This is a genomic window from Desulfobacula phenolica, assembly GCF_900105645.1.
Classification (GTDB): Bacteria; Desulfobacterota; Desulfobacteria; order Desulfobacterales; family Desulfobacteraceae; genus Desulfobacula; species Desulfobacula toluolica.
In genome coordinates, this window is record NZ_FNLL01000010.1 from 216,895 (window position 1) to 230,396 (window position 13,502).

The window sequence follows — 13,502 nt, forward strand, 5'->3', positions numbered from 1 at the left end:
AGAAAATTTTACTGAAGGTCGCTGGAAAATCATAATAACTGGAAACGACGTGAGCTGTCGATTTTCAAATCAGATATCGGGGAAAAGTTTATCAGTGTTTTTTATTCTTTGCCAGACGGATAACGGCATTTTTTATCTTTTTTAAACCATGTTTTTTTAACAAGGACTCCAACCCTATTTTCATTTCTTCCCACTTTACTTCATCTTGCTCTTGAACTTCCTCTTCTCTTGTTGAATAGGTCAAGGCGTCACGACTGCAAATTTGAACACACATGGGTATTTGTTCCGGATTTTCCCCACACATGTCGCACTTGAGGGGAAGATCGGAATCAGGTTCTTTAAAGACATCTCTGGCGGAACAGATAGTACTGCAGAAGCTGCACTCACTATATTCTTTCCCGTTGATTATATACCTGGATCTGCCTTTACATTCGGTTTTAGTGAAATTACTGGAGCGAATTGCAACCCATTCATCATTTATCTCATTGATTACCATCCGTATCCTGGAGCGGCTCGGGTTAAAGCTACTGTATTTTGGTTTGCTGTGGAATGCTGCACAGGCTATCTCACAGGCGCGACACCCATTGCATTTGTCCGGATCTATTTTTATTTCTTTGATAACTTTTTTTACTGAATCACTCATTGCAGTTGTCACCTCCCGGGTTATTTGTTTTTGAGGTTATAATCAGTCAAAGTGAAATTTTCAGCCTGACGGACAGTCAAAACGGCTTCTTTTTTTCTTCCCTCTGAATAACACGATTGATCTATATAACAATTATTTTCATTGCCTTTAAGGATTCCTTTTTTGATAAATTCCTTGGCTATATAATCCAGGCCTAGTTTATCCAATGTTGCTTTGGTAGGAATTCCCTCTTTGGTCCACCCCTTAAATTTGTAGTACTCACCAAGAAGCTCCTGTTCCTTTTTTGGCTCCCTGACTTTCCAGTGATCTGCAGGCGGTTTTTCATCGGCTCTTTTCAAACCTCTACTGATGTTAATGGCCCTGACAAGGTTCCGATTTCTTCTGGTCGCTTGCCACAGGTCATCAGCATCCAGATTCATACCGGTCGCCAGGTTTATGAATGTTGGTATGTTGTAGATGTGGTATGCGGAGCCTCCGCCGAACTGACCTCGAAATGACGAACAGAAAGCGCAGAAACCAATGGCGTCATCAACGTAGTGCATAGTCTCATTCCAGTCGCAAATGTTAATAGAGGCTTCTAATGATGGATGTGTTCTTGGCTCCCATTCCATGAAGAATTTTTTAAACCTCTCGGGTGCTGATATCCAACCGTCTGCAAATTCTTGTCTTTGCGTAATATTTTTAATGGCATCCTGTGGGAAGGAACCCTCGGTCTGATTAATCGCCATCTTGTCGCTGGTGCAATACATAAGATAATACGGATGATTCACTTTTCCCAGCTTGAGTGGTATCTGCTCAAATTTTTTCATTGTATTGTGGTCATACACTTCAGCGCCATTGCCAATCTGACGGGCTGCCGCATAGACTCCATTTGCCAGAACATCCCCGATCCCTTCCCTCCGGACAAGCATTTCAAGCAGATAGTAAAATCTCTCACCACTATCTTCAGGAAAATCAGGCAGTTCTTTGTCGGTTAGAATGCCGGCTTCGTAGAGTTCGATTGCAAAGGCTATGGTTTGTGGTGCGGCATAACTGTCCAGACCGTACTCCTGGGTTAGAGCAAGTATATCAAAGGTAAAGGGAAGGTCTTGAAAAGCTGCCATATGCCAGGTGCCTTTTCCGAAGCATTTTAAAATGTATCTTTGCCGTCCGGGTGGCTTGACCACGAGATGGCAGTTCTTAGGACAATTATAGCAGCCTTGCAAACGGTCGCGGATCTCCAGAGTGTAATCCTTCCATCTGTCTTCTAACTCCTGGTTCCAAAAGCCTTTTCTCCGTACGCGCGCATTGCCCCAGGCAAAATTGTCATGGTGAAAAGCGTCATTCCACTCAATTGCCATAAGATCCCCGTTAAACGGGCTGGCATGTATATCCTGGCTGTGTTTAAGGCATAACTTGAATAACTCATCAGGATTGAAAACCTGAAAATCTTTTGTGCCGCGCACTGCTATGGCTTTCAACCTTTTATCCCCCATAATCACGCCGACTCCTCGAGATGCGCTGGCGTTAGAATGTTCTATGGTGGACATAAAAAGTCTGTTTTCTCCGGCAAGACCGATTGCAGCCACTTGAATTCTGGGATCTTTCAACTCTTCTTTGATCGCCCATGCGGTTTCTTGAGCTCCTTTCCCCTTAAGATGAGAGGCGTCCCGTATTTCTACTTTGTCATTATGTATCCACAAATAAACCAAATTTTGTGCTTTGCCTTGAATGATGATTTTATCGTAGCCGGCATGTTTAAGTTCCGGTCCGAAATAGCCTCCAAAAATCGAATGAGAAAAAAAGTTCGTCTGGGGAGAAATAGTGTTTACCATAGTACGGTTGCAGGCCGGAACAGGAGTCCCGACTAAAAGACCCGCGCTGAATATGAGTAAATTTTCAGGAGAAAAGGCCTCTGTTTCGGGACTCACTCTGTCCCATATTATCCTGGCAGCAGTACCATTGCCACCCAGATGAAGCCTTGTCAATTGGTGATCTGTTTCTACCCGCTCAATTTCGCCTTCAGTCAAATTGATTTCCAAATTGTAGCCTGTCTCTCCATATCTCATAATGCACCTCCTGACAGCCCTCGTCGTTCTTCGCGGTTTTTGATGAATTCAGCGACTTTCACTGTCTGCTGCTGTTGATTCCATCAATTCAAATCTCATCTTTCCCAAAAAAAATCTTGCTTGTAAGAAAAAAATATTTACCCAGGTAATTTATATGAAAGAACTTTTAACCTTCTGAAATTAAATGTCTTTCATTATTTGTTGTGGCAGAGTGATCTGCCATGGCCGTTATTTAAAATTAACTGTCACCAGACATTTTTTCTGCGGATGCGGGTATTGCCCTGAGAGAAATTTTTCCTGTGCCACCCGTGAATTGGGATTTCGACTGTAAACATTCAGATTCTCCTTTTAGGTTCAATATTTTAAGCCGGATTAAAAATCTTAGTTGTTTTTTTGGGGAAAAAGTTCCTTTATTATTCAGTCACTATTGTAAAATACCTAATAGCATTAACTAATATAGCGGTCAATGATTTTTTTTCGAAAAAATACTGTATAATAATAACAATAATTTATTGGCTGTATTATATAAATAAGCTTTTATTTTAATTATTTAAAAATAATAATATTTATTTGAAAATGATTTCTGTTTTATCCTAATCTTATTATGAAAGCACTATGATCATGGGTTGACCTTATAATTCCGATTATTTTTATATGCAAGGCTGCTGCTCTGTGTGATAATTACAGATTGATTTAAAATTCTTTAACCATCCTTAATTATAACTATTATCATAATGTTCAAAAGTTATTTGAACTTAGATAAATAATTTTTGTTGTCTAAGCTTTTATTTTAACCACTACATATTATGTAGAGAACATAATCATACTTATTGTTTTGGGGTGAGATTTTTTTACCAAAGGCTATTTTCAGGTGCTTGTTATTTTATGAGCTTTATAATCGGTTAGATTTTGTTGCTTCTGTTAATAATTTATATTATCATTAAGTAATATAGAAAGATGGTTTGTATTTGTATTTTTGTTGTAAGTTACTTGAATAAAAGTAAAAATAATATTTAATGCGGGTGAATTTATTATAAATTTTTTTTGACATTCAAAAAAAATATTCTTGAATGTGTTTATTCTAAGTGGCATTTAGTTTATAAGACTCATTTTAAAAATACACTAAATGTTGCACACAAAATAAAATTAAGAAAAGCTTTGATAAAAAGGGTTTTTATTGGCAACAAACACCACCATGAAATAGCAAGTGAGTTTGGTATGAATTATAATTTTTTAGGGAAGGTTCAATACATATTTTAAAATAAAAATCTTGTTGAATTTTATTGTTTAAATGTTATTAATCTTTATATGAAAGAACTTCTAAGATGTTGGAATCAAGCCTCTTTCATTTTTTGTTGTGGCAGATTGATCTGCCATGGCAGTTAGTGACATTGGCTTTTTTTTCAAAAGTTGAGATAATGATGGCTAAACATTTGCAGGATGTTGCAATTGAATTTTTTTGAGGGCAAACTGGTAACTCTATGAAGAAAGAGAAAGTTTTAAAAAAAAAAGTAAAAAGAAAAACCGGGAAGCAAAGTAGCTCGGATACAAGAATGCAAATAATTGAAGCTGCAAAAAAACTTTTTGCCGATAAAGGCTTTCATCAGACAACCGTTGTTGATATTTCAAAAAGCATTGGCCTTTCCGAAGCAGCTCTATATGAATATTTCAAAGGAAAAGAAGATCTTCTACTTGAGATACCGGATTTGTGGATTTCCGAACTTTTAGAAGATCTTGAAAACCATCTTTTTGGGATAAAGGGAGCAGAAAACAAACTGAGAAAATATTTATGGTGGTATTTAAGAAGAATAGAACTTTCTCCATTAGATGCAAAAGTAGTCTATCTGAATTTAAAAACTAATGCAAAATTTCTTAAAACTGACGTATATTTAAATGTCAAAACTCTTTATTATTACCCTGTTTCTATCATTTCTGAAGGCATAAAAAATGGAGAACTCAGAGCAGACCTTGATCCTCAGGCTGCTCGTGATATTTTTATCAGCACAATGGATCATCTGGTTACATGTTGGCTCTTAAATGATATGTCATATCCACTATTTGAAAACATTGAAACAATTTTCAGTATTATTGTTAATGGGTTCAGATGTGAGTAGCCCGTATCAGTGATGTCCGGTTTTTACTTGTTTTTATTTTTTGACTATAAGTTAATAATTCATATTGGCATCGGCTATGCATCGGCTATGCATCGGCTGCAAACATGAAAATCCAGGACCAGTTGGTAAAACATCTGAGTTTTAAAAGCTATGCCTATCTTCTGCGCGGAATCAGTCAGCCCTGATTCTTTTTAACACAGGCAGGTATCCGATCCCTTATTTTTTTTCAGGAGTGGTTGCCTAATATCACGAATACAACACTCCTGTTTTTCAGGAGTGTTATGTCCTGATCGCAATATCATTACGCAACGTGCTGATTTTATAGTTAAAGAAATGTCTTAAATCCATTGGTAACTTATTTTCAATAATAAAATATAGATGATCGCATGGTTGATCACAACAAAACATTAATTTATTCCTTACAAAAGGAGTTTCAGACTTATGCATCGTTGTTATAAGTTCATTGGGGGATAAAAACAGAGACTCCTGTTTTTCAAGAACAAGAATTTAACATTTATTAACAAAAACTCCTGTTTTTCAGGAGTTTTTGTTTTTTTTCACTATCTTTTTCCTGCTCATACAAATAAACATCTGAATTTATAAGTAATTTTATTTTTTTTGCCCATTGGCAGGCTTTTTGCTAACTTTAATCGCCATGTCCGTCAAATAGAACTATTAGGAGGTATATTATGAGATATGGAGAGACAGGCATTAATTTGGAAGTAGATTTGACTGTGGGCAATATTGAGCGGGTAGAAACAGATCCCGAAGTAACCAGGCTTCATCTGGGTGGTAATGGCTCTGCCGCCAGGTTGATATGGGATCGAGTGAGTCCGGAGACCGATGCCTTTTCTCCCGATAATTTGCTTATATTCAGCACAGGCCTTTTTGACGGTACTCCTATCCCAGCAGCCAATCGAACGATGGTCGATACCATTTCTCCTCAGACGAACATGTTTTCCAATTCGATTTTTGGAGGTTATTTTGGGCCGGAACTCAAACATGCCGGCTACGATAAGATCGTCCTTCGAGGCAAATCACAAGATTTGGTATATTTGTGGATACACAATGACAAAGTGGAACTGCGGGACGCTTCTCACCTTAAGGGAATGGGGGCTCAGGAAACCGCACATGCTATTAAAGATGAGTTAAATGATCGTGATATTCAAGTGGCCGCAATCGGCCTTGCCGGTGAAAACAGGCTTTTCATGGCCTCCATAGAACATTATAACGGGTCTGCATCTCGCGGCGTAGGTGTGGTTATGGGGGATAAAAGGCTGAAGGCGATCGCAGTGCGCGGCACAAAAGATTTTCAAGTTGCCAACCCCGAAGAGATGTTCAAATTATGTCTCCAACACTATCAGGATATAAATGAAAGTCCGTTTAACGGGGATCTCATGGCAATTGAGTGGAACGATGCCTGGCACCATAACAATTTTGCCTGGGGCAATGCACGCACAAGGAGAAAAGATTTCTGGCATCAGGAGCAAGAAGACAGGTGGAAGGATTACACTCTGAAAATCCGCGACCGGTTGCAAGGCTGCTACAATTGTCCTAAAAACTGTCATCTTGTGGTCAAGCCACCCGGACGGCAAAGGTACATGTTAAAATGCTTCGGCAAAGGCACCTGGCATATGGCGGCTTTTGAAGAGCTTCCTTTTACCTTCGACATAATGGCCCTAAGCCAGGAATACGGTGTGGACAGCTATGCCGCACCACAAGCCTTAGCTTTCGCCATCGAACTTTATGAAGCAGGCATTTTAACCGACAAAGACCTGCCTGATTTTCCGGAAAAATCTGCCGACAGGTTTTACTATCTGCTTGAGAAGCTTGTCCGGAGAGAAGGAGTAGGGGATATTCTGGCCAATGGGGTATATCGGGCAGCCCGTCAGATCGGCAATGGTGCCGAAGAATATGATCATAACACAATGAAAAAATTCGAGCAGATACCTCTCAAGCTGGGCAAAGTGAATTATCCGTATTATCTCATGTATTGCACCAGCGACAAGATGGCGATCAATCAGACCGAGGGCTCTTATCCGCAGGATCCAATTAAAGAACCTGCAGAGAGAAAGGAGTTTACCGACGAATGGATGTCGGCACCCGAGAGGTTTAAAAAATTCTTCCAGGAATGGGAGCCACGCACACATCCATCATTTGAAGCGGCTATTAACATATGTGATTGGAACGAAACCATGCACTACGTTGATGACTCCCTTGGCCTTTGCGCATTCTGTTCATCATTTAGAGGTCAATTCGGTGGCGGTTCCGCATACAACATCTACAACATACCCACTTTTATTAAATTGGCGACCGGGATCGAAATGGATGCCGATGATTTATGGCAAGTAGCCAGAAGAAACCGGAATCTTGTCAGGGCCATCAATATGAGCAGAGGACTGAAAAGAGCCGACGAGAAGCCACCTGCAGATCACTGGAAGAAAAGGGAGCCGGAAAATGAGCAGAAGCTTCTTGACGGATACTACACATTCAAGGGGTGGACCAACGAAGGCGTTCCCACCAAATTAACATTGGACAAATTAGGCCTGGGTGATGTCGCCGATGAACTCATCAAGAGGGGACTCATTAAGGGCGATGAAGATATTTGCTACAAGGATCAATCATGTTACTCAGAAGGAAGACCAAAAAATGCAGAAGTGAGTTTCCGTAAAGCTGAAAATTTCACTCTAACTGAGTACAATATCAAGAATAAATAGTCCGGGAGGTGAAAACAGCAATGAGTAAACCGGCAAAAAAAATAATCAAAGAAATAAAAGTAGACCCGAGCAAATGCAATGGGTGTCGCGCCTGTGAGAAGGCCTGTGCTGCATTTCACGCCATACCGAAATACAGTAGCTTTAACCCGGCCCGCTCCCGGATCAAGGTGGTAATTGATGAAAGAAACGATCAATGGGTGCCGGTTCGAGCCGGCGGCTATACGCAAGCCGAATGTAACGGCCGGAATCATTATGTGATCGACGGCAAGGAGTATTCGGAATGCGCTTTCTGTCCGGCTTCCTGCCCGTCGAGGAGTTGGTTCAAAGAACCCGATTCGGGTCTTCCTCTCAAATGCGACATGTGTGAAGATGTGCCTCCACTTTCTGAGCCGATGTGTGTTCAGATATGCGCACGTGACTGCTTGACCTATTCGGAAAGGGAAGTGGCAGTGGCAGAGGAAGAAACGCAGGAAGCAGATAATCAGATGGAGTTGAAGACAGCTTACGAGTCACTCGTGAAGAAACACGGGCAAAAGAAGGTCGTGGATACTTTTTCTCGATTATCAAAGCGTTAACCACTTAAGTTGAAAGAAGAGGATTAATAAATACAGTGGAAACAGTCGCCCCCTTCAAAGAAGTCATAGAAGAAATAAAAGAGGCCAGTGGAGAAGCCTTCAGGTTTTGCTTTCAGTGCGGACTATGCGACACGGTTTGCCCCTGGAACCGGGTCAGGCAGTTCAGTATCCGAAAAATCATCCGTGAGGCCACGTTTGGCTTAACGGAGATAGAAGGCGAAGATATATGGAGATGTACGACCTGTGGCAGATGCCCTGATCGGTGTCCGCGAGGCGTCAAACAGGTAGAGGTCGGCATGTCTTTGCGCCGGATAGCTTCGGAATATGAGGTGTTTCCGGCGTCGGTCAAGTCGGCCCGTACCGCGAGAGCAAGCCTTATTTCCGAAGGCAACCCCTTGCAGTTTGATAGAAATAAACGGGGGGATTGGGCAAAAGATCTTGGCGTCAAACCGTTCACAAAGGACATGGAAGCGCTGTATTTTGTCGGCTGCTATCTCAGCTTTGATCCGAGAATGAAAAAAATCGCCACAGCCACGGCCAATATCCTTAAAAAAGCAAGAGTGAATTTCGGCATATTGGGCGCTAAAGAAAGCTGCTGCGGCGAAAGCATCCGAAAAATCGGCAGTGAGGACGTATTTCAAAGCCTGGCCAAGGAAAACATCAAGACCTTTATCGACAATGGTGTGAAGAAGATTATCGTTTCTTCTCCCCATTGCTACCACACGTTTAAAAATGAATACCCCGAGTTTATGGTGAACTTTGAAGTCGTTCATATCACTCAGTATTTATCAGAGCTGATTGAAACGGGACGGCTTGAATTGTCAGGTGAGTTCGGGAAGAAAGTTACATATCATGACCCGTGTTACCTGGGGCGGCACAATAAAATATATGATGAGCCTCGCAATGTTTTAAAGGCAGTATCCGGGTTGGAATTGGTTGAGATGGCAGATTGGGGCAAAGACAGCCTTTGCTGCGGCGGGGGTGGCGGCCGAATCTGGATGGACACTCCCAAGGAAGAACGGTTCTCCGACCTCAGATTGGTCCAGGCCAAGAAAGCTGGGGCACAGGTGCTGGCAACGGCCTGCCCCTATTGCATCACCAATTTTGAGGAAAGCATGTTAAACCTGGAATATGACGACGTCTTAGAGGTTAAAGACATCACGGAAATTATTCAGGAAATGATTTAGAAAACCGTAGAATTCTTAGAAGGACAAAAAAAGTGGAAAAAGAAACGGTTGAAGGGCTGCCTGTTAACAGTCCTGAAAAAAACAATCTAATAGATGTGATGGTTGTCGGCGGCGGCATCAGCGGCATCCAAGCCGCCCTTGACCTTGCGAATACGGGGTTTAGCGTTTATCTCGTTGATAAAGCACCAGCCATCGGGGGAAAGATGTCTCAGCTTGATAAGACCTTTCCCACGAATGACTGCTCCATGTGTATTGAATCGCCAAAGTTTATTGAATGCAGCAGACATCCTAATATAGAGATTCTGTCATACACTGAAGTTGAAAGTATAAAGGGCAAAGCAGGAGACTTTAAGGTCACTTTGACCAGAAAGCCAAGATATATCATTGAAGATCGATGCACGGGGTGTGGGACCTGTGTAGAGGTTTGCCCGGTCAAGGTTCCGGATGAGTATAATCAAAACTTATCCTTGAATAAAGCCATACATATATACTTTTCTCAGGCCGTTCCGCTGATTACATACGTTGACCCTGATACCTGCCTTTATCTCCAGGATGAAAAATGCAATATCTGTATCGGTGCCTGTCAAAATCAAGCTATAGATCTCAACCAAAGAGAAGAGACGATCCAGGTAGAGGTCGGCGCAGTCATCATGTCCCCGGGGTTTGAGGTATTTGATCCAAAACTGCGGAACGACTATGGTTATGGGATCATGGAGAACGTGGTTACAAGCCTCGACTTTGAAAGGATTTTAGCCTCTACCGGTCCTTATGATGGAGAGATTTTGCGCCCATCGGACAAGAAGCATCCGAAGAAAATCGCCTGGATTCAGTGTGTGGGGTCCCGGCAGGTGATCGAGGGCGGAAACAGCTATTGTTCAGGCGTATGCTGCGCGTATGCGCAAAAACAGGTGATCCTGGCAAAGGATCATGAAGCGGATCTTGAGGCGAAGATCTTCCATAACGATATTCGTGCCTTTGGCAAGGATTTCGAGCGGTTTTACCAACGGGCGGAAAACCTGCCCGGGGTTGAATTTATAAGAAGCTATGTATCGATTGGCAAAGAGGACCCGGAAACCAAAAATGTTTCCATAAGGTATTCAACTGCTGATGACGGCGTCAAGGAAGAAGAATTTGAACTAGTAGTATTATCCGTGGGGTTAAACCCGCCGAAGAATGCAGAAGAATTGGCGGACCAGTTTGGTATTGAGCTTAACGAACACGGGTTCTGCAAATCCAATCCGCTAAATCCAATTGAGACCACGCGGCCGGGGATTTTTGTCAGCGGCGCGTTTCAGGGGCCTATCGATATCCCCGAGTCGGTCATGAGTGCCGGCGGGGCCGATGCCCTCTGCAGTCAACTGCTGGCCTACCGTCGGGGGGATCTTGCCAGAGACCGGGTCTACCCGCCGGAGAAGGATGTATCCCAAGAGAAACCTCGTGTGGGCGTTTTTGTATGCCATTGCGGTGCCAATATCGGCCGGGTGGTGGATGTGCCGGCAGTGGTAGAGTATGCGTCCGGGCTGGAAAATGTGGTGCATGCCCAGGAGAGCCTTTTTGCCTGCTCAACGGACAATGCCAAGCAGATATCGGATCAGATACGGGAAAAGGGTCTCAACCGGGTGGTGGTGGCCGCCTGCACGCCAAGAACCCATGAGCCGTTATTCAGGGACACTTGCCGTGAAGGGGGTATCAATCAGTACTTCTATGAAATGGCCAATATCAGAGAACACTGCTCCTGGGTGCATTCCAAGGAGCCGGAGAACGCCACCCGGAAGGCCAAGGAGATCGTTCGCATGGCCGTGGCCAGGTCATCGCTTCTTGAGCCCCTCCAGGAGTTTGAGCTGCCGGTGAACAAAACAGCATTGGTGGTAGGCGGCGGACTTGCCGGTATGACCAGTGCCCTTAGTATGGCCAATCAGGGATTTCGGGTTAAGCTGCTGGAAAAGGATAAGGCGCTTGGAGGCATAACGCGAAGAATTCATACCACCCTGGAAGGAATGGATGTTCAGGCTTTCTTAAAAGACACTGTCCAAAAGGTATATAAACATCCTTACATCCAGATATCCCATGAAGCAATCATCACGAATGTGACTGGTTATGTGGGAAATTTTGTCACCACGGTGAAGACTGAAGGACGGATCAAAGACATAGAACATGGCATTGCGGTTCTCGCGACGGGTGCGGCGGAATATAAGCCTACCGAATATCTTTATGGAGAAGATGACCAGGTAGTGACCCAGCTGGAGCTTGAGGATCGTATCTTCAAACAAGATGAAGCGCTGATGAATGCCGAGAGTTTGGTAATGATCCAATGCGTTGGTTGCAGAAATGAGGACAGAAATTACTGTTCCCGAATATGTTGCAGCCATGCTGTAAAGAACGCCACGAACCTGAAAGATCTGAAACCCGAGATGGACATCTATATCCTCTTTAGAGACATGAGAACCTATGGGTACAGGGAAGATTACTATCGTGAGGCTGCCGATAAGGGCGTGAAATTTATCCGTTGGGAATTGGATGACAAGCCCGAAGTGGAAGCGACCACAGAGGGCGGCAAGTCGATATTAAGAGTTACTGTGCCGGATCTTATCTTGGGCCGGCGGCTTGAATTAGATGCCGATGTGCTAACGTTGTCTGCTGCGGTGATTCCATCGGAAGAGAGTATGGAAGTGGCCCGGCTGTTCAAGGTGGCCATGAATCCGGACGGTTTTTTTCAGGAAGCCCATGTAAAATTAAGGCCGGTAGACTTTGCAGCCGAGGGGGTATTCCTGTGCGGTATTGCACATTATCCCAAGCATATCACGGAGACGATCAGCCAGGCGTACGGGGCTGCAGGCCGTGCGATCACGATTCTGAACAAGGATTCGGTGACAGTCTCGGGAGCTATTTGCCAGGTGGACGAGAACGCCTGCGAGTCGTGTGGGGCCTGTATATCGGTTTGCAATTATGGGGCCATTGAATTTCATGAGACAGGAAAAGGCAAAAAGGCTACAGTCAATCCCATTCTCTGTAAAGGGGATGGCCTCTGTAACACGGTGTGTCCGGCAAATGCGATTTCTCTAAAACACTTTACCGATGATGAGATCTTTTGCCAAATTGATGCGTCCTGAAAAATGCTTTTGCCTGATTGATATGGCGGTGGTTGTTCCTGAGGTGACCATTGCCCTGATAGAATTTTAAGAAAGAGAACCGCAGTGAAGACTGCCGTAGGAGTGAGAAAATGGGACCAGGACTTGAATTTAAACCAAGTATTTTAGGCTTTTTATGCAATTGGTGAGGGTACTCCGCTGCGGACCTGGCTGGAGTTTCCAGACAACAATACACGCCTGATATTAAAATTATTCGTGTCATGTGTACCGGCAGAGTCGACCTGTCATTTATATTCCGGGCTTTTTCAAACGGAAAAGACGGGGTGTTTATCGGCGGTTGTTGGCCCGGTGAATGTCATTATATTACTGAAGGAAATTTTTCTGCATTAAGCACAAAACATATTGCCGGCAAATTATTGGAAATGATCGGGGTGAATCCCGAAAGATTAAGGTTGGAGTGGATTTCAGCTTCAGAAGGAAGCCGTTATGCCGATGTGATGAATGATTTCTCCAGGACGGTGAGAGCGTCAGGACCTCTTGGTGCAGGTGAAGGAGTCGATCCCGAGGAATTGAAAGCCCGGCTGGATGCGGTTCAGCAGCTCATACCGTATATAAGGCTGGTGGAAAGAATAAGGTTGAGAATTCCTCTGAAAACAGTGGAAGAATATGATGAATTTTTTACCAGTCCTGCATTTGACAAGCTGTTCAAAGAAACGGTTGTGGACAAGTATGAAATCAGCCGGATTATGGCCCTGTTGAGGAAAAAAGCCTGTACGCCCGGTGAAATCACAAAAAGCCTGGGCATCAATCAGTCTGACGTATCACGGCATCTTAACCTGGCGGCCAGACAGGGATTATGCCTGTTCGACGAAAACCGGAATCTTTTTTCAGCCACATGTGATGAAAACGGCGTTTCATATAAGGATGAAGCAGATGTAAAAGTTGAAGCATCTGCGTTGGACAATGGTGAGGTTGATCAGATTATTGCCGAATACCAAGGCCGTTCGGAGGCATTGATCCATGTGCTGATGGAGGTTCAGAGCAAAAACCGTTGGCTGTCCAAGGAAATACTGGACAAAATCAGTGTGAAACTGGAAGTGCCATTAAGCCGGGTAATGCAGATCGCCAC

At 43.5% G+C, this 13,502-nt stretch carries 7 protein-coding genes and 2 pseudogenes; 7 read left to right on the forward strand and 2 right to left on the reverse strand.

Annotation, left to right across the window (positions count from 1 at the left end; translation table 11 throughout):
* Positions 1–91 precede the first annotated feature (91 nt).
* Together BLT94_RS16640 and BLT94_RS16645 are read right to left on the reverse strand one after the other, a co-directional pair.
* Positions 92–643 (reverse strand): 4Fe-4S binding protein, encoded by a 552-nt coding sequence (locus BLT94_RS16640; protein ID WP_014959482.1) that lies wholly within the window; start codon positions 641–643, stop codon positions 92–94.
* Between the two features lie 20 nt (positions 644–663).
* The gene (locus tag BLT94_RS16645) at positions 664–2,691 is read right to left on the reverse strand and encodes an aldehyde ferredoxin oxidoreductase N-terminal domain-containing protein (RefSeq protein WP_092236580.1); all 2,028 of its coding nucleotides are present in this window, start codon (positions 2,689–2,691) and stop codon (positions 664–666) included.
* A 1,481-nt stretch (positions 2,692–4,172) separates the two neighbouring features.
* Between BLT94_RS16645 and BLT94_RS16650 the strand changes: the two genes are divergently transcribed.
* The 7 genes and pseudogenes from BLT94_RS16650 to BLT94_RS22550 form a co-directional block, all read left to right on the forward strand.
* A complete protein-coding gene (locus BLT94_RS16650; protein WP_041279681.1) occupies positions 4,173–4,805 on the forward strand; it encodes a TetR/AcrR family transcriptional regulator in 633 nt (210 codons plus the stop codon).
* Positions 4,806–5,494: 689 nt separating this feature from the next.
* Positions 5,495–7,522, forward strand: a complete 2,028-nt coding sequence (locus BLT94_RS16655; RefSeq protein WP_014959479.1) for an aldehyde ferredoxin oxidoreductase N-terminal domain-containing protein — start codon at positions 5,495–5,497, stop codon at positions 7,520–7,522.
* 20 nt (positions 7,523–7,542) lie between these two features.
* The gene (locus BLT94_RS16660) at positions 7,543–8,097 is read left to right on the forward strand and encodes a 4Fe-4S binding protein (protein ID WP_014959478.1); all 555 of its coding nucleotides are present in this window, start codon (positions 7,543–7,545) and stop codon (positions 8,095–8,097) included.
* Between the two features lie 35 nt (positions 8,098–8,132).
* Positions 8,133–9,284 carry a (Fe-S)-binding protein gene (locus tag BLT94_RS16665; RefSeq protein ID WP_092236581.1) on the forward strand — a complete coding sequence of 384 codons (1,152 nt, stop codon included), beginning with the start codon at positions 8,133–8,135 and terminating at the stop codon, positions 9,282–9,284.
* 98 nt (positions 9,285–9,382) lie between these two features.
* On the forward strand, positions 9,383–12,394 hold the full coding sequence (locus tag BLT94_RS16670; protein ID WP_092236609.1) for an FAD-dependent oxidoreductase: 3,012 nt from the start codon (positions 9,383–9,385) through the stop codon (positions 12,392–12,394).
* Positions 12,395–12,504: 110 nt separating this feature from the next.
* Positions 12,505–13,263, forward strand: a pseudogene (locus BLT94_RS16675) (hydrogenase iron-sulfur subunit); the annotation flags it as partial.
* Positions 13,264–13,401: 138 nt separating this feature from the next.
* Positions 13,402–13,502 (forward strand): annotated as a pseudogene (locus tag BLT94_RS22550) (NAD(P)H-dependent oxidoreductase subunit E); the annotation flags it as partial.